This window comes from Nesterenkonia lacusekhoensis, from assembly GCF_017876395.1.
Taxonomy (GTDB): Bacteria; Actinomycetota; Actinomycetes; order Actinomycetales; family Micrococcaceae; genus Nesterenkonia; species Nesterenkonia lacusekhoensis.
Genome location: NZ_JAGINX010000001.1, coordinates 480,415 through 501,423 on the forward strand (window position 1 = coordinate 480,415; position 21,009 = coordinate 501,423).

Sequence of the window (21,009 nt, forward strand, 5' to 3'; positions counted from 1 at the left end):
CCGCATGGCTACCACCGATGACAACAAGCTTCGTTCCCTCGCCGCCGTTCTGGGCATCGGCTCGCTGGCACTGTTCGGCGTGACCGCATGTGACGATGGCGGCACCGATGACACTGAGGATGACGCAGTTGAGAACGGTGAGGATCCGGCAGAGGACCCCGCTGAGGACCCAGCTGAGGACCCGGCCGAAGATCCCGCCGAGGACCCGGCTGAGGATCCCGCCGAGGACCCGGCTGAGGATCCCGCTGAAGAGGATCCTGCTGAAGAGGATCCCGCCGGCGAGGAGGATGAGGGGCTCTGAGCAGCTTCCTCTGATGCGTCTGGCCTGCGGCCCCGCTCGGACATATCCGAGCGGGGCCGCAGTCTGTCTGCCGGTCCATCACGGGGTGCCCAGGAGCTGCTCCCGCGCTGTGCGGAGGTGACCAGCGCCCGTCCAGGAACGCGGGCTCGGGTGAGCAGTTCCTCCAACGCTGGTAATAGGTTTCTCCGAGTGTGCCGAAACTGCCGCTGTGGCCTTTTCTAGGCGGTTCCGATCTGGTCAGTATGGGTCCACGTCATCCGCTACGGATGACAGAGAAGGAACCGCGGAGAGTCCGCGCAGCATCCATTCGATGCAGACCACGGAGGTGCACTTCCATGGCAACCACCGATGCAAACAAGCTTCGTTCCCTCGCTGCCGCAGTCGGCGTCGGCTCTCTGGCGCTGTTCGGGGTCACCGCCTGCGATACCGAGGAGGACGCTCCGGCCGAGGAGGACGGCACCGTCGACGAGCCGGCCCAGGAGCCGGCTGAGGACCCCGCCCAGGAGGACCCGGCCCAGGCACCGGCTGAGGATCCGGCACAGGACCCCGCTGAGGATCCCGCCGAGGAGGATCCGACTCAGGAGGATCCGGCTCAGGACCCGGCCGGTGAGGACGATCCGATGGATGACCTCAACGGTGAGCAGGATGCTGAGGAGGACTCCGGCCTCTGAGGTTGAGCTGACTCTCGCGGCCTGAGCGCCGCAGGTCTCTCGAAGAGAAGCCCCTTCCGACAGGAGCTCCGGCTCCCGGGAGGGGCTTCTCTGTGCGCTCCTGCGGCAGGCGAGAAGCTGTTGCTGCAGGTTCCCGCACCTCAGAGTGGTGTGGCGTAATTGTGAATCACTCAGATCTGGGGCAGACTAGACCTCATGACTGAGACGATGGACTGGCCGGCACAGCTGCGTGCTCGCGGACTCCGCGTGACCCGTCAGCGCCTTGCGGTCCTGGACGCCGTCGCAGCTCATCCGCATCAGCCGGCTGAGGCGGTCCATGCCGCTGTGACCGAACAGCTTCCGGAGATCACGGTCCAGTCCGTGTACACCGTGCTGCATGACCTCACTGCCAAGGAACTCGTGCGCCGGTTCGACCCACCCGGGTCTCCGGCCTGCTACGAGACCCGCACCCATGACAATCACCACCACGCCATCTGCTCGGTCTGTGGGCGCATCGAGGACGTCGACTGTGTCCACGGCGAGGCTCCGTGCCTCGAAGCACCGGCAGGTCTGGGGATGAAGGTAGACGTCGCCGATGTCGTCTTCCGCGGTGTCTGTGATGAGTGCGCGGCCAAGGCCGCAGCCTGAGCCCCGCTGTTTCCCCCGAAGTACAAGAGAGAGAGTCAGCTTTGAGCGCACCCAACACCCCGAATGCGACTGGGTCCACGACCCAGGCAGGCATCCCCGCCGTCAGCGACCGCTTCTCGCTGTCCGTGGGATCCGATGGCCCGATCGTCCTGCATGACCACCACCTCGTGGAGACCCTGGCTCACTTCAACCGGATGAACGTTCCGGAGCGCCGCCCGCACGCCAAGGGCGCCGGCGCATTCGGCACCTTCGAGGTGACCCACGACGTCTCCCAGTACACCAAGGCGGACGTCTTCCAGCCCGGTAAGACCACCGAGTCTCTGCTGCGCTTCTCCACTGTGGCCGGCGAGATCGGCTCTCCGGACACCTGGCGCGACGTCCGCGGTTTCGCCCTGAAGTTCTACACCGAAGAGGGCAACCTGGACATCGTGGGGAACAACACCCCGGTGTTCTTCGTGCGTGACCCCATGAAGTTCCCGCACTTCATCCGTTCCCAGAAGCGTCTGCCGGACTCCGGCCTGCGCGATGCGAACATGCAGTGGGACTTCTGGACCCAGAACCCCGAGTCTGCCCACCAGGTCACCTACCTCATGGGCGAGCGCGGTCTGCCGGCCTCCTGGCGCCGCATGAACGGCTACGGATCCCACACCTACGCCTGGGTCAACGCCGAGGGCGAGCGCTTCTGGGTGAAGTATCACTTCATCAACGACGACGGCTTCGACACCATGTCCGGTGAGGAGGCCGAGCGCCTGGCCGGCGCCGACGCCGAGTTCCACCGTCGCGACCTGTTCGACGCCATCAAGAACGGCGAGCACCCGAGCTGGACCCTCTACGTGCAGATCATGCCCTACGAGGACGCCAAGACCTACCGGATCAACCCCTTCGACCTCACCAAGACCTGGCCGAAGGCGGACTACCCGCGCATCCCGGTGGGCAAGCTGACCCTGAACCGGAACCCGGAGAACTTCTTCGCCCAGATCGAGCAGGCGGCGTTCTCCCCGGCCAACATGGTTCCGGGTACCGGCAACTCCCCGGACAAGATGCTGCTGGGCCGCAACTTCGCCTACGCGGACGCTCAGCGCTACCGCATCGGCACCAACTTCCAGCAGCTGCCGGTCAACCGTCCGAAGAACCCGGTCCACACCTACAACTTCGAGGGCAACATGTGGTTCGACCACACCGGCGATCGTCCGGTCTACGCCCCGAACACGGTGGAAGGCTCCACCTGGTCCGACGAGCAGGGCCCGGTGGACAACGGCTGGGAGGCCGACGGCGAGCTCGTCCGCTCCGCCTACGCTCTGCGCGAGGGCGACGACGACTTCGGCCAGGCCGGAATCCTCGTCCGTGAGGTCTTCGATGACGCTCAGCGCGACCGCCTGGTCGAGACTGTGGCCGGCGCTCTGGACGGCGTTCAGGAGCCGGTGCTCTCCAACGCCTTCCAGTACTGGAAGAACGTGGACGCTGAGATCGGTGCCCGCATCGAGGCCTCGGTCAAGGGCTGACCCATGAAGATCCGAGGCGCCGAGTCTTCCGGTGTGCCTCTGAGCTGAGAAGCCCCTCCGGGAGAGCCCTGCGGCTCCTCCCCGGAGGGGTTTTTCACTGTTCAGGACAGGTGGGCGACGGCGACTTCGACGGTATTAGACTGGCCGAGGCACGTCCTCGCGGTCTTAGGAGAATCTTTGAGCAAAGACATCAACACCCAGCCCCTGTCCGACGTCGACCCGGACATCGCCCAGGCGATCGCCGATGAGCTGGGCCGCCAGCGCGGAACTCTGGAGATGATCGCCTCCGAGAACTTCGTGCCCCGTGCGGTGCTCGAGGCTCAGGGGTCCGTGCTGACCAACAAATATGCCGAAGGGTATCCGGGCCGCCGCTACTACGGCGGATGCGAGTTCGTGGATGTGGCCGAGAACCTGGTCATCGAGCGTGCCAAGGCCCTCTTCGGTGCCGAGCACGCCAACGTTCAGCCCCATGCGGGCGCCCAGGCGAACGTCGCCGTGATGACTGCCTTCCTCAAGCCGGGGGACAAGCTCATGGGCCTCTCCCTGGACCACGGCGGACACCTGACCCACGGCATGAAGCTCAACCACTCCGGCAAGTTCTACGAGATCGCCGCCTACGAGGTGGACTCGGAGACCGGCGTGATCGACATGGAGAAGGTCCGTGAGCAGGCCCTGGCCGAGAAGCCGGACATGATCGTCGCCGGTTGGTCCGCCTACCCGCGCCAGCTCGACTTCCCGAAGTTCCGTGAGATCGCTGATGAGGTCGGCGCCGTGCTGTGGGTGGACATGGCGCACTTCGCCGGTCTGGTCGCCGCCGGTCTGCACCCCAACCCGGTCCCGTATGCGGACGTGGTGACCACTACGGTGCACAAGACGCTGGCCGGTCCGCGCTCGGGCATGATCCTGTCCAAGGCCGAGCACGCCAAGAAGATCAACTCCGCAGTGTTCCCCGGTCAGCAGGGCGGCCCGCTCATGCATGTCATCGCGGCCAAGGCGATCGCCTTCAAGATCGCGGCTTCGGAGGACTTCAAGGAGAAGCAGCAGCGGACCGTTCAGGGCGCACACATCCTGGCCGAGCGTCTGGAGTCTTCCGACGTCGCAGAGCACGGCGTCTCTGTGCTCAGTGGCGGCACCGATGTGCACTTGGTCCTGGTGGACCTGCGGAACTCGGAGCTGGACGGCAAACAGGCTGAGGACCGGCTGCACGAGGTCGGCATCACGGTGAACCGCAACGCTGTGCCCAATGACCCGCGCCCGCCGATGGTCACCTCCGGGCTGCGCATCGGCACTCCGGCGCTGGCTTCCCGCGGATTCGGAGACGCTGAGTTCCGCGAGGTCGCAGACATCATCGCGGAGGCCCTCAAGCCGCAGGCCGACCTTGAGGCCCTGAAGTCCCGCGTGGCCACGCTGGCCGCGGACTTCCCGCTCTACGACGGCCTCGAGCAGTGGTGAGACATGAGCACTGAGGCGACAGCACAGAAGCTCGACGGCAAGGCGACCGCAGCGGCGCTGAAGCAGGACCTGGCCGTCCGGGTGGCCGCGCTGAAGGAACAGGGCGTCACCCCGGGACTGGGCACAGTCCTGGTGGGGGCAGACCCTGCCAGCCAGACCTACGTGGCAGGCAAGCACCGGGACTGCGCCGAGGTCGGGATCAACTCCATCCAGGTGGAGCTTCCGGAGGACATCTCCCAGGAAGACCTGCTGGCGGAGCTGGAGAAGTTGAACAACGACGACGCCTGCACCGGATACATCGTGCAGCTGCCCCTGCCCAAGCACCTGGACACCAATGAGATTCTGGAGGCGATCTCCCCGGAAAAGGACGCCGATGGCCTGCATCCGATGAACCTGGGCCGTCTGGTCTCCGCTGTGGACGGCGACATCACCACTCCGTTGCCGTGCACCCCCAAGGGGTGCATCGATCTGTTGGAGCACTACGGCCTGGATCTCAACGGCAAGCATGTGGTCGTCGTCGGGCGCGGTGTGACCATCGGACGGCCGATCGGTCTGCTGCTGACACGCAAGCAGGTCAACGCCACGGTGACCCTGTGCCACACCGGGACTCGGGATACGGCTGCGCACCTGGCTCAGGCCGACGTCGTGGTCGCGGCCGCCGGGGTCAAACATGTCGTGGACCCCAAGGACCTCAAGCCCGGAGCCATCGTGCTCGATGTTGGGGTGACCCGTGAGGTGGACCCAGAGACCGGCAAGGCGAAGATCCACGGCGACGTCGGCCCCGGCATCGAAGACGTGGCCTCCTGGTACTCACCGAACCCCGGGGGAGTGGGCCCCATGACTCGCGTGGAGCTGCTGGCCAACGTGGTCCAGTCTGCGGAGCAGCAGGTGCCGGCCCTCGCGGCGGGGGCCTGAGCGGCCGAGGTCTCTGAGGCCCTGAAGACAGGTCCGCCCCGGGAGGATGACCTCCCGGGGCGGACCTGTCTCTGAAGCGGGCGAGGTTCAGGCGCTCTGCTGCTCCATATAGGTGCGCACGTCCTGGCTGAAGGCGAGGACGATCCAGTACACGGTGACCACGGCGTAGGCCAGGTAGGCGACGGCGCCGAGGATGCCCACGGCGCTGCCGAACATGAATGCGCCGCTGGAGAGCATCGACATCAGGGCTCCGGCCACGCCGATGAAGGCGAACACCAGGCCCAGCACACGGGCCCAGGACTTGCCCTTGGTCAGCGGGAAGTAGACCAGCAGGTAGAGGCCCACGGTGATCACCACACCGAAGATGGCACCACCGATCGCTGCCCCGCCCATCATGTCGACCATGGCGTCGATGTCTTCGGCAGGCATGCCCACCTCGGCGTAGCTCTCCCGCATGAAGTCGGCGAAGTCATCGCCGGCCATGACGGCGCTGTAGGCCACAGTGGAGATCAGGGACAGGACCATGGAGACCAGAGTGAGCTTCTCCAGCAGGCTCTGTTTGGCCGGCTTGGGCATCGGCGCCCCGGCCATGGCCGGATCATAGGGGTTGGTGCCGAACTTGGAGCCGCCGGGCTGAGGTGCTGGGGCTCCCCAGTTGGGCTGCTGGCCGGGGTCGTTCGGCTCCGGTGCGCCGTAGGGTGAATTCGTCATGAGCTCTCTCCATTTCTGAGGGACGACTGCTTCAGGTCCTTATGCTGTGCATACTACGTGCCTGAGCCGCCGAAGGGCAGGAGCTTCGGCGGCTCAGGGGGTGACTGGATCACTCGTGGCGCAGGGCCTCGATCGGGTCCTTCTTCGCGGCCCGAGCTGCCGGCAGAGTACCGGCCAGGAACGCGATGACCATGATCAGTGCGGTGATGCTCAGGATAGCGGTGGGGCTGACTGCGTAGAGGGAGAGCCCGCCGATCTCGCCGAGCGGCCCGCCGCTGCCGGTCAGCAGCCCGTTGGCGACCACGCCGGTGAGCACGCCGCCTCCGACGCCGATGATCGAGCCGAGCAGGCCGATCATCACCGCCTCCATGGAGAACAGCCCGAAGACTCGGCCGCTGGACATGCCCAGGGCCTTCATCAGGCCGATCTCCCGGGTGCGCTCCTGGACCGACATCAGCAGCGTGTTCACGATGCCGAAGGAGGCCGCCAGCAGGGCGATGAACGCGAACCCGTAGAGGACCCAGGCGATGGCGTCGATGACGGTCTGGATCATGCCCATCAGATCATCCACGCTCATGCCCACCAGGTTCTCCTCCTGAAGAGCCTGCTTGACGGCGTCCTCGTTGGCGGAGAAGTCCTCCACAGTGGCCGCGGCCTGGACGAAGGAGTCGGGCTGGTCCACGTCGAGCCCGGTGCTCTGGATGTCATAGAGCTCATCGTTCAGCGCGTGGGAGGGCATGGGGCTGCTGCCGATTCCCGCGAGGTTCGGGGCCGAGACGCCGACCACCTCCGCCTCGACCGTGTGCTGCTCATAGGCCATATCGGAGATGCCCACCTCGATGGTCTCCCCGATCGCGGTCTCAGGGTCTGCCTCCTCGGCGTCGTCGGTGGACTCGTCGAAGACGGCCAGCCAGGACTCAGGGACGGTGATCTCCATCGCCTCACGCTCCGGGGCTTCTCCGGCCACCAGCTCCATGGCCGGAGCATCGGCGGGGATGCCCAGGTCGTTGAGCGTGTACTGGTTGCCGTCGGAAGTCTCCAGGTAGTCAGGGGAGACGAAGAAGATCGGGTCCACCTGAGTGACGTGGTCCAGACCCTCGATGGTCTCGATGTCCTCCTCGGTGAGCATGGACTGGCCGAACTCGGACTGCGAGGCCGCGGCGTCGGGATCGTACTCCTGCGGCCCGGGACCGGTCTCCTCGCCTTGGCCCATGGAGTCGGCGGTCATCACATAGAGCTCGTCCTGGGCGCCGTAGCCTTCAACCATCTCATCGATGGTCTGGTTCACCCCGGCCGCCAGGCCGGAGGTCACCGCGAGGGTGAAGGCGCCGATGACGATGGCGATGACGGTCAGGAAGGTCCTCAGCTTCGACCGCAGGGTGTTGCTCAGAGCGGTGCGTGTGACATCCAGAGATTTCATGCGGTGGCCTCCTGACCGGTCGACAGGACGCCGTGCTCCTGGCGGACGATCTCGCCGTCCTGCATGATCAGGCGGCGCTGGCAGCGGGCGGCGAGGTCGTCGTCGTGGGTGACGACCACCACGGTGATGCCGTGGTCGCGGTGCAGCCCGAAGAGGATGTCCTCGACGATCTCGGACGTGGTGGAGTCCAAGTTGCCGGTGGGCTCATCGGCGAAGAGCACCGAGGGCTCGTTGATCAGAGCGCGAGCGATGCACACCCGCTGCTTCTGACCGCCGGAGAGGTCCGTGGCCTTGTTCTTGGCCTTGGAATCCATCTCCAGCTGCTCGAGGACCTCCATGCCGCGCCGGTTGCGCTCGGACTTGCCGACGCCGGCGATCTTCAGCGGCAGGGTCACGTTCTCCAACACCGTCTGGTTCGCGTTGAGGAAGAACTGCTGGAAGATGAAGCCGAAGGTGTCGTTGCGCAGGGCAGAGACCTGCTTGGGCTTCAGATCGGTGACCGGGTCGCCCTCCAGAGCGACGACTCCGGAGGTGGGCTGATCCAGGAGTGCCAGCAGGTGCATGAGAGTGGACTTGCCGGAGCCGGACTTGCCGACGATGGCGACGGATTCGCCGTGGGCTATTTCGAAGGTGAGGCCTTTGAGGGCATCGAAGCGTGAAGCTCCCTTGCCGTAGACCTTCACCAGGTTCTCTGTCTCAAGAACAGGCGCTGATGATGTCATGGCACTCATTCTTACGGAGGAGAGGCTTGAGCACATCGGCCGCAAGGATGATTACGGGAGAGTTCAGGGTTGATTCAGGGTCGCCCCAGGGGAAAGGCGTACGGCGGTCAGGGGTATCCGCGCGTCAGGGAGCTTCCAGCGTCAGGGCGTCTTCGGCCAGGGAGAAGATCTCCTCGGCCTCTTCGCTGAGCGACTCGGCGTCCTCATGCTGGGTCAGCAGGATGACGGTGCGCACAGTTCCGTCCTCGTCCTGGGCGCGCCAGGCGCCGTTCAGGACGCCGGGCAGGCTGCCGCCCTTGAACGCCAATGTGTCCCACCAGAGGTCCTCGGGGGAGAAGTCGCCGAAGGTCAGCCCCGGATTGCTGGCCAGGACCGCTTCGAGCTCAGGGTGTTCCTCCATCGCTTCGAACAGTTGGTCGTAGAGGCTGGTCAGGTCCTCCGGGGTGGCGTACCAGTCGATGTCGAAGTCAACATCATCGGCCGCGACGTCCTCGTCGGTGATCTCCAGCTCCTCCTCACCGATCTCCGCGAGGATCTCTCGGCGTTCCTCGGCGTCGCCCTCCTTCCAGTCCTCGCCCAGCTCCGGGAAGCCCCAGCGCAGCTGGAACATCTCACGGGTGCTGGGGAAAGGGTCCATGAGCGCGGGATTATGGTGACCGGAATCAGCCACGGCCTGTTCCACGGCGTCACGGCCGAGCAGGTCGATGAGCATGTCGGTTCCGGTGTTGTCGCTGAACTGGATCATCCGCTGAGCCACATCGAAGACAGTGGTCTCATATCCTGCGGGCTGATCCTGCAGGGTTCCAGAGGGCAGGCTGCGCAGCTGATCGGTGACCTCCAGCGTGTCATCCCAGCTGACCTCACCGGCGTCGACGGCCTCCACCAGGGCCAGGACCACATAGAGCTTGGCCACAGAGGCCAGCGGTGCGGCCTCACCGCCGGAGGCCTCCAGAAGGGTCTCGTCGTCCTGAACCACGACGGCATGGACCTCGCCGGGGAGGTCTGTGAGCCGCTGGTCGATCTCTTCGAAGCCCTCAGCGGGCTCCACCGGTTCGCGCGGCTCGGCGAAGAACAGCGTCTCGATCAGTCCGTCCTCGTCCAAGGTCAGCTGCATCTCGAGCTCTTGACCTTCCGGGGCTTCCAAAGAGGTGAGGGAAGCGTCGTCGAAGTCTTCATGCTCCACTGCGGTCCACGGGCCCACCGGCCGGAACTGGCTGTTGACGGTCTGGGCCAGCTCCTCAGCGCTGACCTCTTCGGTGAAGGCCTCAGCCAGGCGATCTTCCCAGTCGCTCGCGGTGCTGTCCTGTTCAGCGTTGAGGATCTCCAACACGTCGCCGGCCGCCTCGCCGGAGGCAGTCTCAGGCAGCTCCACACCCTCGGCCGTGTGGCCAGCGCCCTCCATCACCGTGGGCTGATCCTCAGGAGGGCGCTCCTGGTCATCGGATCCGCAGGAGGTCAGCAGCAGGAGGGCGACGCCGGCCACGCCGAGCGTACGGGCAGAATCACGCATGCCTGCAATTCTGCCTCATGAGCCGGATCAGGAGGTCTGCGAGCACGATCGCCCGTCCACCGACGGTGCTGAGGGGGATGAATCGGTTCGGAATGCCGGCGCCGTTCAGCGGGTTGGCTCAGGTATGAGCGCTAAGAAGATCGGTTTCCTGTCCTTCGGCCATTGGACTCCGTCCCCGCACTCTGGGACACGTTCCGCCCAGGACGCCCTGCTGCAGAGCATCGACCTGGCCGTGGCCGCGGAGGAGGCCGGCGCTGACGGCGCCTACTTCCGCGTCCACCACTTCGCCCGCCAGCTGGGATCGCCGTATCCCCTGCTGGCTGCGGTGGGAGCGAAGACCTCCAGCATCGAGATCGGCACCGGCGTGATCGACATGCGCTATGAGCCGCCGATGCGCTTTGCCGAGGACGCGGCCTCCGCTGACCTGATCGCAGAGGGCCGGCTGCAGCTGGGCATCTCTCGAGGTTCGCCGGAGCAGGTGGTGGAGGGCTATAAGTACTTCGGCTTCCACCCGGCCGAGGGAGAGAGCGACGCCGACATGGCCCGCCGGCACACTGAGATCGCACTGCAGGTGCTCTCCGGTCAGGGCTTCGCCGAGCCGAACCCCCGCCCGATGTTCCCCAACCCTCCCGGGCTGCTGCGTGTAGAACCCTACTCCCAGGGCCTGCGCGAGCGGATCTGGTGGGGTGCCGGTTCCGATGCCACTGCCGAGTGGGCCGCGCAGAAGGGCATGAACCTGATGAGCTCCACGCTCAAGGATGACGAATCCGGCGAACCGCTCCACGTCCAGCAGGCCAAGCAGATCCAGAAGTTCCGCGATGAGTGGAGCAACCACGACCACGGCTTGACTCCGCGGGTCTCAGTGAGCCGGTCCATCATCCCGATCGTCTCTGACCAGGACCGCGCCTACTTCCTGGGACAGCGCGACAGCCAGGACCAGTTCGGAATGATCGACGAGACGACCCGGGCAGTCTTCGGCCGTTCCTACACGGCGGAGCCCGACGAGCTGGTGGAGGAGCTGGCGAAGGACACGGCTGTCCAGGAGTCGGACACCTTGTTGGTGACTGTGCCCAACCAGCTCGGCGTGGAGTACAACGCCCGGCTGCTGGAGAACATCATCGAGCACGTGGCCAAGCCGCTGGGCTGGAAGTAGACGGCGGCCGCGGCAGGGGATCGTCTCCTGCCGCGGCCCAGGCCGCCCGCTCCTCGCCCTGCGGAGTGCCTCACATCTGCTCGATGAGCTCCTCGTCGGCGTGCTCGAGCAGAAGCTCTTCGAAGTCGGACTCGCTCAGGACGTCGCTGGTGTCTGGGGCCTCGACCTCGGACTCGTTCCAGTCCTCGAGAGTCATCTCGACGTCGTTGCCGTCCTCGTCCACTGTGTTGACGGCCAGCAGCAGCGGCTCCTCCTCGTCGGCTCGGACGACGACCTCGGTGTCATCCTCTGCGTAGACCCAGACGTCCTCGCCGTCGCGTTCGTCAGCCTCGCCCTCGGGCGCGTTGCCCATGTCACCGAAGATATCGTCGGAATCCGACGTCCCCTCTTCGTAGCCCTCGCGCATCTCCTCAAGCAGGAACCCGACGGAGAACTCCTCTGCGTCTCCCTCGCCCAGCTCGGCAGTCATGTCCACCCAGGTGCCCTCGAGATCAGAGCTGAGGGCATCCCAATCGACCAAGTCCTCCTCGCCGTAGTCCGCGGCCTCGGACTGGAAGATGTCTGCGACGAACTGACCGGACATGAAGGCTTCGCCCTCGGCCACCAGGATGCTCATGACCTGGTCGCCATACTCCATCTCCATGTGGCTGGTCTCGCCGTCCATGGCACCCTTGACGGTGAAGCTCTGCTCCACGTCCTCGATATCCTCGTCGGTGAGGTCTTCGAACTCGTCGTCCCAGATGGCGCCCTGGCCCACCATGGTTACGTTGTCCTGGGCCTCCATGGCATCGAACATGTCCTCAGCGAGGTCCTCGAATTCCGGGACCTCGGCCTCCTCGGGGGCTTCCTCCTCGCTGGCCTCTTCGCCGGCGGCCTCAGTCTGATCCTGGCCGTCGTCCTCGGCGTCGTCGCCTCCCTCGACAGAGGCGCAGGCGCTCAGGGCAAGCAGGCCGGCCATGCCGACGCCGGCCGCCTTCATCAGGCGCGGGCGCAGCAGGCCGCGCGCAGCGGGGCCCTCAGTAGTCAGCATCTCGATGGTCTGGTCCTGATCGGACATAGGTCTCTCCTTATCGCGAAATCTGCTCGCCGGAACGGGTGCGAGTTCTATGAGCACCCTATACATAGCACCTGAGGCCAGCGCTCCTGCGGGACCTGCCGGGAGGAATGTTCATCGAATCGTGATGACTGCGGCGCCGCGCCAAGACTGCCCTGCGCGGCGAGGCAGTGTGAGCATGCCCCGCAGACCACCGCTTAGCATGGCGGCATGACCTCTCACCCCCGCCGGATGCTGGCTGCCATGTTCCTGCCGCTCTTCGCTGCGCTGCTGAGCATCAGTATCGTCAACGTGGCGCTGCCCGCCATCGAGACAGGGCTCGGAGCTTCCGACTCGGACCTGCAGTGGGTGCTCTCCGGCTACGCGTTGGCGTTCGGCGTGGCCCTGGTGCCAGCCGGCCGGGCGGGGGATGTGTGGGGCCGCCGCCGCTTCTTCCTGCTCGGAGTGGTCTCCTTCGGCGTGGCCTCGCTGCTGACCGCTCTGGCTCCGGACCCGCTGCTGCTGAACATTGCCCGCGTGCTCATGGGAATCGGTGCCGGAATCCTGACCCCGCAGATCATCGGCATGATTCAGCGCCTCTTCACCGGCTCCGAACGCGGGAAGGCCTACGGGCTGATGTCCACAGTGATCGGACTGGCCGTGGCAGCAGGGCCGGCGTTGGGCGGGTTGATCATCGACACCACGAGCCCGGAGATCGGGTGGCGGCTGACCTTCCTCATCAACGTTCCGGTGGCGGTGACTGCGCTGGTCTTCGCGCTGATGTGGCTGCCGAAGTCAGTGGATGACGACGCCGACCCGCAGGCTGAGGATGAGGAGGCCGCCTCTGAGCTCGGGCCGCGGGGGCTCCACCGTCTGGATCCGGTGGGCGTGGTGCTGCTCTCGGCCGCCGTCGTGCTGATCATGCTTCCGTTCATCCAGTTCCGCAGCCTCTTCGGTGCTGTGCTGGGTGTGCTCGGAGCCGCCGTTCTGCTGGTCTGGGTCCTGTGGGAGCGTCGGCTCGGTCGGCGTCATGCGGGGGCGCCGATGGTGGACATGGCGCTGTTCACTGTGCCCAGCTACACGCTGAACTCCCTGGTGCTGGGCCTGTACTTCACCGGCATGCCCGCGATCTGGGCGATCGTGGCGGTCTACGTCCAGCAGGGACTGGGCGAAGGCGCGCTGATCGCCGGGCTGGTCACCCTGCCCAGCGCGCTGATGGTCATGCTGCTCTCATCGTCTGTCGGCAAGCGGGTGGCCGTCCGCGGTTCCCTGATGCTCGTGTGGGGGACGGTGCTCGCCGTGCTCGCGATGCTGGCCGTGGCCGGAGCGGCCGCCCTGATGGGCACCGACTACGGCTCCCTGTGGCTGCTGACCGCGGCCGTCGCCGGCGTAGGGCTCTCCCAAGCGCTGATCATCCCCAGCGCTCAGACGCTGTCCATGCAGGATGTCCCTGAGCGGATGGCGGGGGCGGCCGGGGGAGTGGCCCAGACGGCGCAGCGTGTCTGCACCGCCGTGGGCGTCGCCCTGATCACCGGGATCTACTTCAGCGTCAGTGCTCACGGCGAACACCAGGACGGGCTGGTGGTCGGCGCCCTGGGCATCGCCGTGTTCATGGTCAGCTCTGTGGCGGCCGCCGTGTTCGCCGCCCGGCGGGCGCGGGCGGCTGAGCCTGCCTCCTGAGGAGTCGCCTCAGCGCAGGCGGGTCACCGGCCGGATATCCTTGGCCAGCACATAGGCCGGACGCCCGTCGAAGATGCGGGCCCGTTCCTCGGACTCCTCCCACTCCTTCTCAGCCCGGTCGAACTCCTCCCGCGTCCCCGGACGGCTGACGAACCAGGTCAGCTCGTCCTTCTCCGCGGAGAGCCAGACGGATTCCACGGTGAAGCCGCGCTGCTCGCGGGCCGGGAAGACCTCGGTGTGCAGGAACTGGACGAACTCGTCGAGCAGCTGCGGGTCGGTGGTGTAGCGGCGCATCATCGTGGTTCGCTCGGCCTGTTCGGCTCCTGCGATGCCCTCGGGCAGCTCAGTCATGGTGTCCTCCTGATGGAACGGATCTGGTCCGCACACCAGCCTATGCCTGACGGGCCGCCGGCGGGAGTCCGATTAGCGTTCCGAGTGCGTGGCCGGGGATAATCTGGGCTATGAGTTCCCAGTCTTCTCTGCCGTCGTCGGGCGCATCACGTGCTGACCACGCGGTCCGGAATTTCGGTCGCCGCACCTCCGGGATCACCTTTGCCGTGATGATCACCGTGCTGCTGGTGGCGCTGATCTTCGCCGCCAACCAGAACGACATCATCGGATGGATCATCGTCGTCATCTCGGCCGGCTGGCTGCTGCTGGCCACCGTCCTGGTCTTCACCGTCCGCCGCGCCTCGCGGAAGGTCGGGCAGACGCTCGATTCGGCCCGCGCCGATGCCGCCGCCCAGCGCGCCGGCCAGTCCGGGGCCGCAGCCGTGGTCGATGAGGACACCCACGCCCGGAACATGAAGCTGGACCACTCCTTCAAGATCGTCCAGGTCCAGAAGCGCGTCATCACTCAGGAGCTCCAGAAGGGTGCGGAGGCCGACATGGAGATGGTCGAGCGCGCCCTGGAGACCATCGAGATCACCGCGACCAACGGCCGCGACATGCTGGCCGATCTGGTGGGCCGCGGTGAGAAGAAGAGCGGGGGCGACGACGGCGACGCCGGCGGTGCAACCATCGAAGGCGATATCGTCCGCTGACCCGCAGTTCCGATACAGGAGAGAGCACCTATGGCTGAGGCCACCACTGAGGAGAACCCCTTCGGCGAGTTCCCGCATCGGATCGTCGACCCCAAGGGCGACGGGCTGACCCGGATCGGCAGCGTCAACGTCAACGGCATCCGAGCCGCCCACCGCAAGGGTATGGGGGAGTGGCTGGCCTCCCGCGAGATCGACATCCTCGCTCTTCAGGAGGTGCGCGCCGACGGTGCCACCCTGACCAAGCTGGTCCAGGACATGACCGAATCCACCGGCAAGACCTGGCACATCCACGAACATGAGGCCGCCCAGAAGGGTCGCGCCGGAGTCGCCATCCTCTCGACCCAGGCGCCGGTGGCCACCCGGACCGGGATCGGCGAGGGCCACCCCGAGGACGACGGTCGCTGGATCGAGGCCGACTATGAGCTGGGCGACGGCAGCACGCTGACCGTGGTCAGCGTCTACGTCCACTCCGGTGAGGTCGGAACCGAGAAGCAGGACCACAAGATGCGCTTCCTGCAGTACATGCTGGACTACCTGCCGCAGCTGGCCCAGCGAGTGGATCACGTGCTGGTCATGGGTGACCTCAACGTGGGCCACACCGAGCTGGACATCAAGAACTGGAAGGGAAATCGGAAGAACTCCGGCTTCCTGCCGGAGGAGCGCGCCTACTTCGATCAGTACTTCGGAGAGGCCGGCTACGTCGACGTCGCCCGTTCCCTTGCCGGCGAGGTTGAGGGGCCCTACACCTGGTGGTCCTACCGCGGGAAGGCCTTCGACAACGACACCGGCTGGCGCATCGACTATCAGATGGCCACTCCGGCCCTGGCCGAGCTGGCCTCCAACGCCAAGGTGGACCGCGCGCTGGACTACTCGCTGCGCTGGTCCGACCACGCCCCGCTGATGGTGGACTACCGCCTGCCGTGATGCGCTGAGCAGGCTGCCGCTGCCTGACACAGGACCCTGAGCCTCTGACGTAGATTCGTTCAGAACGCGCTGCTTGGTAGTCTGACAGCGATATCTCCGCGCGGGCGCAGGTCTTCTTCTGCCCCGCCGCATAGCCGTGACGAGACTGAGGAACGAACTGTGACTGAGCGCGTACTCTCCGGAATGCAGCCCTCCGCTGATTCCCTCCACCTGGGCAACTACCTCGGAGCGCTCGTCAACTGGGTTGAGATGCAGGAGCGCTATGACGCGTTCTTCTTCATCCCGGATATGCACGCCATCACCGTGGCCCAGCCGCCGGAGGAGCTGCGGCAGCGCGTCCGGCGCACCGCTGCCCAGTACATCGCCGGAGGCATCGACCCGGAGCGCTCCACGCTCTTCGTCCAATCGCATGTGCCCGAGCACGCTCAGCTGGCCTGGCTGATGATCTGCAGCACCGGCATGGGCGAGGCCTCCCGCATGACCCAGTTCAAGGACAAGACGGCCAAGGGAGGCGCCGATGCGGCCAGCGTCGGACTGTTCACCTACCCCATGCTGCAGGCCGCTGACATCCTTCTCTACCAGCCCCACGGCGTCCCGGTGGGGGAGGACCAGAAGCAGCACGTGGAGCTGGCCCGCAACCTGGCCCAGCGGTTCAACCACCGCTACGGCGAGACCTTCCGTCTGCCTGAGCCCTACATCCCGGCGGAGGGAGCTCGGATCTACGATCTGCAGAATCCGACGGCCAAGATGTCCAAGTCCGCGGAGTCGCCCAACGGTCTGCTCAACCTGCTGGACACCGATCAGCAGATCGCCAAGAAGATCAAGTCTGCGGTCACCGACGACGGCAGCGAGATCAGGTTCGACCGTGAGGCCAAGCCTGGGGTGTCCAACCTGCTGAGCATCTACTCGGTGCTCAGCGGCACGACCATCGATGAGCTGGTGGCCGAGTACGAGGGCAAGATGTACGGGCACCTGAAGGTCGACCTGGCCGACGTCGTCGTCGCCAAGCTGGGCCCGGTGCGGGACCGGGCCGAAGAGCTGCTCCGTGACCCTGCAGAGCTGGATGCGCTGCTGGCCAAGGGCGCGGCCAAGGCCCGTTCTGTGGCCTCTGAGACGCTGGCTCAGGCCTACGACAGGATCGGTTTCCTGCCGGCGGGGTCCTAGGTCCGACAGTGCCACAGACCAATCCCAGCCGGCTGAGGCCGCGGACCGGCCACCACAACGCCTTGGTCGACGCCGCGAAGTCGCGGATCGAGAAGATCGATGATTCGCAGGAGACCTCGCAGAAGACCAACCCCCTGCACGCCGAGAAGCTGATCCAGGCCGAGCTGCAGGCGCGGATGGAGTTCGGGCGGCGCAGGCGCGACGGATCCGGACTCCCCACCGTGGCGCTGGCGCTCCTGGGGTGGAGGCTGGCCCGGGTGAACCGGACTCGGCCCGTCCGAGCCGTGAACCTGTTCTTCTTCCGCTACGGCACGGTCATGGCCGCCGGTGCGGCCTACATGATGTTCTTCTCCGTGGCCGCCCTGCTGTGGGCGGGGTTCTCCGTGGCCGGAATCGTGGTGGGCAACAGCCCGGAGTACCAGCAGCTGATCATCCAGTCGGTGAACAACGCGCTGCCCGGCCTGCTGAGCGACGGCGGCCTGATGACCGAGGAACAGGTCGAGGCCCTCTTCCACGTGGGCGGGTTCAACCTCTCCCTGAGTATCGCGGTGATCCTGGCGATCTTCACCTCGCTGAGCTGGCTGCACGGACTGCGCTCCGGGATGCGCAGCATCTGGGAGCGGCCGCTGATGGCCGAGAACATCGTGGCAGTCAAGGTCAAGGACCTCGGTGTCCTGACTCTGCTGGGTGTGGTCGCACTGACCTCGGCGATCCTCGGCTTCATCAGCCATACCTTCATCGAGGAGATCTTCGAACTCTTCGACTGGGACTCCCAAGGGGGCCTCGCCCAGCTGACCCGCCTGGCCTCTCTGGTCATCTCCTTCGGCCTGGACATGGTGGTGGCCGTGCTGCTGATGCGCCTGGCCTCGCACCTGGTGATCCCGGTGAGCGCCCTGTGGCAGTCTGCTCTGATCGCCGGCATTGGGGCCTCGCTGCTGCGCCTGCTCTCGGCCCAGCTGCTGAGCAACTTCAGCGACAGCCCGAACCCCCTGCTCAGCGGCTTCGGTGCAGTCCTGGGAGCCTTCTTCTACTTCTACCTCTTCGGGCTGGTCTACCTCGTAGCGGCGGCGTGGGGCGCTGTGGCGGCCTCTGACCACGCCCACCACAAGGGCCCCACCCGGCAGGGCTGAGTTCTGGACTAGGCTCGTAGGGAACAGCGTCCGCTGTCCCTTCGAAAGCCTGCAGAGAGGTGAGCAGCCACAATGGTCACAGCATTGGTCATGATGAAGACCGAGCCGCATAAGATCCCCGAATCGGCTCAGCTGATCGCGGATATCGAAGAGGTCGACGCCGTCTACTCGGTCACCGGGAAGTGGGACCTGGTGGCCACGGTGAAGACGGCCGACTTCGAAGACCTCAGCGAAGTCATCCCCGCCAAGATCGCCAAAGTGGCCACCATCTACGAGACCGAGACTATGGTCGCCTTCCGCACCTACTCCTCCCAAGATCTGGAAGCAGGCTTCGCCCTGGGCGAGTAGGGGAGAGCCCGGCACACAGCTGCACAGACGACTGAGGGCCCCTGGGAACATCCCAGGGGCCCTCAGTCGTCTGTGCTCGGCGAGGCGGCCGGTCAGCCGCTCAGAGGCTGCGGGTCAGGATGGCCGTCTTGACCTCTTGGATGGCCTTGGTGACCTCGATGCCGCGTGGGCATGCGTCCGTGCAGTTGAAGGTGGTGCGGCAGCGCCACACGCCCTCACGGTCGTTGAGGACCTCCAGGCGCATGTCGCCGGCGTCGTCGCGGGAGTCGAAGATGAAGCGGTGCGCGTTCACGATCGCTGCCGGGCCGAAGTACTGGCCGTCGGTCCAGAACACCGGGCAGGAGCTGGTGCAGGCTGCACACAGGATGCACTTGGTGGTGTCGTCGAACCGCTCACGGTCCTCGGGGGACTGGTGACGCTCAGCAGTCGGCTCGGGGGAGTTGTTCACCAGGAAGGGCATGATCTCGCGGTAGGACTGGAAGAAGGGCTCCATGTCCACGATCAGGTCCTTCTCGATGGGCAGACCCTTGATGGCCTCCACGGTGATGGGCTTGGAGGTGTCCAGGTCCTTCAGCAGCGTCTTGCAGGCCAGGCGGTTGCGGCCGTTGATGCGCATCGCATCGGAGCCGCAGATGCCGTGGGCGCAGGAGCGGCGGAAGGTCAGGGACCCGTCGATCTCCCACTTGACCTTGTGCAGGGCATCCAGCACGCGGTCGGTGCCGTACATGGTGAGAGTCCACTCGTCCCACCAGGCATCCTCAGCACGTTCGGGATCGTAGCGGCGCACCTTCAGGGTGATGTCGAAGCTGGGCACTTCACCGCCGGATCCGCCGGCCTCGGCCAGATCGATCTTGGAGGCAGGTTCTGCGACTTCTTGGGTGGGGGTGCTCATCAGTACTTACGCTCCATCGGCTCGTAGCGGGTGAAGACGACAGGTTTGGTCTCGAAGCGGATGCCCTTGGTGCCTTCGGTCTCGGCCTCAGGATCGTTGTAGAGCATCGAATGCAGCATGAAGTTGTCGTCGTCGCGGTCCGGGAAGTCCTCGCGGTAGTGACCGCCGCGGGACTCCTGACGGTGCAGGGCCGCCACGGTCATGGCTTCAGCCATATCCAGCAGGAAGCCCAGCTCCACAGCCTCGAGCAGATCGAGGTTGAAGCGCTTGCCCTTGTCCTGGATCTGGACGTTCTGGTAGCGCTGGCGCAGCTCCTCGATCTTGGCCAGCGCCTCCTTGATGGTCGTCTCGGAGCGGAACACCTGCATGTTCGCGTCCATGGTCTCCTGCAGCTCGGAGCGCAGGGTCGCCACCCGCTCGCCGCCCTGGCCGTCGCGGACCACGTTGAGCAGCTGCTCGGTGTAGGCGGCCGGGTTCTCCGGCAGCTCCACGAACTCGGCTGTTGTGGCGTACTCGGCGGCGGCGATGCCGGCGCGCTTGCCGAAGACGTTGATGTCCAGCAGGGAGTTGGTGCCCAGGCGGTTGGAGCCGTGCACGGACACACAGGCGACCTCGCCGGCGGCGTAGAGGCCCGGGACCACAGTGTCGTTGTCCTGGAGGACCTCAGCCTCGACGTTGGTCGGGATGCCGCCCATCGCGTAGTGGCAGGTCGGGAAGACCGGCACCGGCTCGGTGTAGGGCTCCACACCCAGGTAGGTGCGGGCGAACTCGGTGATGTCCGGGAGCTTGGCATCGATGTGCTCGGGCTCCAGGTGGGTCAGGTCCAGCAGCACATAGTCCTTGTTCGGACCGCAGCCGCGGCCCTCGCGGACCTCGTTCGCCATGGAACGGGCCACGATGTCACGCGGTGCGAGGTCCTTGATGGTCGGGGCGTAGCGCTCCATGAAGCGCTCACCCTCCGAGTTGCGGAGGATGCCGCCCTCACCGCGGGCCGCCTCGGAGAGCAGGATGCCCAGGCCGGCCAGACCGGTGGGGTGGAACTGGACGAACTCCATGTCTTCCAGCGGGATGCCCCGGCGGTAGGCGATGGCCATGCCGTCGCCGGTCAGGGTGTGCGCGTTGGAGGTGGTCTTGAAGATCTTGCCCAGACCGCCGGAGGCGAAGACCACCGACTTGGCCTGGAAGACGTGGATCTCACCGTTGGCCAGATCGTAGGAGACCACACCTGCGGTCTTCTTCTGGGTGTAGGTGGTGCCGTCCTCGGCGGTGACCTCTTCGTCCACCGTCAGCAGGTCCAGCACGTAGTACTCGTTGAAGAACTCGACGTTGTGCTTGACGCAGTTCTGGTAGAGGGTCTGCAGGATCATGTGACCGGTGCGGTCCGCGGCATAGCAGGCACGGCGGACTGCGGCCTTGCCGTGGTCACGGGTGTGGCCGCCGAAGCGGCGCTGGTCGATCTTGCCCTCAGGAGTGCGGTTGAAGGGCAGACCCATCTTCTCCAGGTCGAGGACGGCGTCGATGGCTTCCTTCGCCATGACCTCGGCCGCGTCCTGGTCGACGAGGTAGTCGCCGCCCTTGACGGTGTCGAAGGTGTGCCACTCCCAGTTGTCCTCTTCCACGTTGGCCAGTGCGGCGCACATGCCGCCCTGGGCGGCACCGGTGTGGGACCGGGTGGGGTAGAGCTTGGTCAGCACTGCGGTGTGCGCACGCTGGCCGGATTCGATGGCGGCGCGCATACCTGCGCCGCCGGCGCCGACGATGAGCACGTCGTACTTGTGAACCTGCATGAACTTGGGGCTCTTTCTGTCAGT

The 21,009-nt window shown here is 65.9% G+C and carries 21 protein-coding genes; 13 read left to right on the plus strand and 8 right to left on the minus strand.

Annotation, left to right across the window (positions count from 1 at the left end; all coding sequences use genetic code 11):
- The first annotated feature begins 4 nt into the window (after window positions 1-4).
- From JOF45_RS02350 to JOF45_RS02375, 6 genes are all read left to right on the plus strand, one after another.
- A complete protein-coding gene (locus JOF45_RS02350; RefSeq protein WP_210047614.1) occupies window positions 5-301 on the plus strand; it encodes a hypothetical protein in 297 nt (98 codons plus the stop codon).
- Between the two features lie 335 nt (window positions 302-636).
- Entirely contained in the window at window positions 637-972 is a 336-nt protein-coding gene (locus JOF45_RS02355; RefSeq protein WP_210047615.1) for a hypothetical protein, read from the plus strand.
- 195 nt (window positions 973-1,167) lie between these two features.
- Window positions 1,168-1,599 carry a Fur family transcriptional regulator gene (locus tag JOF45_RS02360; RefSeq protein WP_210047617.1) on the plus strand — a complete coding sequence of 144 codons (432 nt, stop codon included), beginning with the start codon at window positions 1,168-1,170 and terminating at the stop codon, window positions 1,597-1,599.
- Window positions 1,600-1,640: 41 nt separating this feature from the next.
- Window positions 1,641-3,101 carry a catalase gene (locus tag JOF45_RS02365; RefSeq protein ID WP_210047621.1) on the plus strand — a complete coding sequence of 487 codons (1,461 nt, stop codon included), beginning with the start codon at window positions 1,641-1,643 and terminating at the stop codon, window positions 3,099-3,101.
- Between the two features lie 177 nt (window positions 3,102-3,278).
- Window positions 3,279-4,553, plus strand: a complete 1,275-nt coding sequence (gene glyA / locus JOF45_RS02370) for a serine hydroxymethyltransferase (RefSeq protein ID WP_210047622.1) — start codon at window positions 3,279-3,281, stop codon at window positions 4,551-4,553.
- Between the two features lie 3 nt (window positions 4,554-4,556).
- A complete protein-coding gene (locus JOF45_RS02375) occupies window positions 4,557-5,468 on the plus strand; it encodes a bifunctional methylenetetrahydrofolate dehydrogenase/methenyltetrahydrofolate cyclohydrolase (RefSeq protein WP_210047623.1) in 912 nt (303 codons plus the stop codon).
- An 87-nt stretch (window positions 5,469-5,555) separates the two neighbouring features.
- On the opposite strand, the gene JOF45_RS02380 is transcribed toward JOF45_RS02375, so the two are convergent.
- The 4 genes from JOF45_RS02380 to JOF45_RS02395 form a co-directional block, all read right to left on the minus strand.
- The gene (locus JOF45_RS02380) at window positions 5,556-6,179 is read right to left on the minus strand and encodes a hypothetical protein (protein WP_210047627.1); all 624 of its coding nucleotides are present in this window, start codon (window positions 6,177-6,179) and stop codon (window positions 5,556-5,558) included.
- Between the two features lie 109 nt (window positions 6,180-6,288).
- Window positions 6,289-7,599 carry an ABC transporter permease gene (locus JOF45_RS02385; RefSeq protein WP_210047629.1) on the minus strand — a complete coding sequence of 437 codons (1,311 nt, stop codon included), beginning with the start codon at window positions 7,597-7,599 and terminating at the stop codon, window positions 6,289-6,291.
- Window positions 7,596-8,321, minus strand: a complete 726-nt coding sequence (locus JOF45_RS02390) for an ABC transporter ATP-binding protein (protein WP_210047631.1) — start codon at window positions 8,319-8,321, stop codon at window positions 7,596-7,598. The genes JOF45_RS02385 and JOF45_RS02390 overlap by 4 nt, the downstream gene beginning before the upstream one ends.
- Window positions 8,322-8,445: 124 nt before the next feature.
- Window positions 8,446-9,831 carry a serine hydrolase gene (locus tag JOF45_RS02395; RefSeq protein WP_210047633.1) on the minus strand — a complete coding sequence of 462 codons (1,386 nt, stop codon included), beginning with the start codon at window positions 9,829-9,831 and terminating at the stop codon, window positions 8,446-8,448.
- A 124-nt stretch (window positions 9,832-9,955) separates the two neighbouring features.
- Here JOF45_RS02395 and JOF45_RS02400 point away from each other — a divergent pair, with 124 nt between their 5' ends.
- Complete coding sequence (locus JOF45_RS02400; RefSeq protein WP_210047640.1) at window positions 9,956-10,984, plus strand: LLM class flavin-dependent oxidoreductase; 1,029 nt, start codon at window positions 9,956-9,958, stop codon at window positions 10,982-10,984.
- Window positions 10,985-11,054: 70 nt separating this feature from the next.
- Here JOF45_RS02400 and JOF45_RS02405 read toward each other — a convergent pair whose 3' ends face one another.
- Window positions 11,055-12,041, minus strand: a complete 987-nt coding sequence (locus JOF45_RS02405) for a hypothetical protein (RefSeq protein WP_210047642.1) — start codon at window positions 12,039-12,041, stop codon at window positions 11,055-11,057.
- A gap of 207 nt (window positions 12,042-12,248) precedes the next feature.
- Between JOF45_RS02405 and JOF45_RS02410 the strand changes: the two genes are divergently transcribed.
- Window positions 12,249-13,697, plus strand: coding sequence for an MFS transporter (locus JOF45_RS02410; RefSeq protein WP_210047644.1), 1,449 nt, complete (start codon window positions 12,249-12,251; stop codon window positions 13,695-13,697).
- 9 nt (window positions 13,698-13,706) lie between these two features.
- On the opposite strand, the gene JOF45_RS02415 is transcribed toward JOF45_RS02410, so the two are convergent.
- On the minus strand, window positions 13,707-14,048 hold the full coding sequence (locus JOF45_RS02415) for a hypothetical protein (RefSeq protein WP_210047646.1): 342 nt from the start codon (window positions 14,046-14,048) through the stop codon (window positions 13,707-13,709).
- A gap of 110 nt (window positions 14,049-14,158) precedes the next feature.
- On the opposite strand from JOF45_RS02415, the gene JOF45_RS02420 reads away from it, so the two are divergent.
- The 5 genes from JOF45_RS02420 to JOF45_RS02440 all read left to right on the plus strand — a co-directional run bounded on the left by JOF45_RS02420 (window position 14,159) and on the right by JOF45_RS02440 (window position 18,306).
- Window positions 14,159-14,740 carry a hypothetical protein gene (locus JOF45_RS02420; RefSeq protein ID WP_245324108.1) on the plus strand — a complete coding sequence of 194 codons (582 nt, stop codon included), beginning with the start codon at window positions 14,159-14,161 and terminating at the stop codon, window positions 14,738-14,740.
- A gap of 30 nt (window positions 14,741-14,770) precedes the next feature.
- The gene (locus tag JOF45_RS02425; protein ID WP_210047648.1) at window positions 14,771-15,664 is read left to right on the plus strand and encodes an exodeoxyribonuclease III; all 894 of its coding nucleotides are present in this window, start codon (window positions 14,771-14,773) and stop codon (window positions 15,662-15,664) included.
- 159 nt (window positions 15,665-15,823) lie between these two features.
- Window positions 15,824-16,828: a tryptophan--tRNA ligase gene (gene trpS, locus JOF45_RS02430; protein WP_342591368.1), complete on the plus strand. Its 1,005-nt coding sequence runs from the start codon at window positions 15,824-15,826 to the stop codon at window positions 16,826-16,828.
- Window positions 16,829-16,836: 8 nt separating this feature from the next.
- Window positions 16,837-17,958, plus strand: a complete 1,122-nt coding sequence (locus JOF45_RS02435) for a YihY/virulence factor BrkB family protein (RefSeq protein ID WP_210047650.1) — start codon at window positions 16,837-16,839, stop codon at window positions 17,956-17,958.
- A gap of 72 nt (window positions 17,959-18,030) precedes the next feature.
- On the plus strand, window positions 18,031-18,306 hold the full coding sequence (locus JOF45_RS02440; protein WP_210047656.1) for an Lrp/AsnC family transcriptional regulator: 276 nt from the start codon (window positions 18,031-18,033) through the stop codon (window positions 18,304-18,306).
- Between the two features lie 100 nt (window positions 18,307-18,406).
- On the opposite strand, the gene JOF45_RS02445 is transcribed toward JOF45_RS02440, so the two are convergent.
- Together JOF45_RS02445 and sdhA are read right to left on the minus strand one after the other, a co-directional pair.
- Window positions 18,407-19,198 carry a succinate dehydrogenase iron-sulfur subunit gene (locus tag JOF45_RS02445; protein ID WP_210047660.1) on the minus strand — a complete coding sequence of 264 codons (792 nt, stop codon included), beginning with the start codon at window positions 19,196-19,198 and terminating at the stop codon, window positions 18,407-18,409.
- Window positions 19,198-20,985 (minus strand): succinate dehydrogenase flavoprotein subunit, encoded by a 1,788-nt coding sequence (sdhA, locus tag JOF45_RS02450; RefSeq protein ID WP_210047662.1) that lies wholly within the window; start codon window positions 20,983-20,985, stop codon window positions 19,198-19,200. The genes JOF45_RS02445 and sdhA overlap by 1 nt, the downstream gene beginning before the upstream one ends.
- Between the last annotated feature and the right edge of the window lie 24 nt (window positions 20,986-21,009).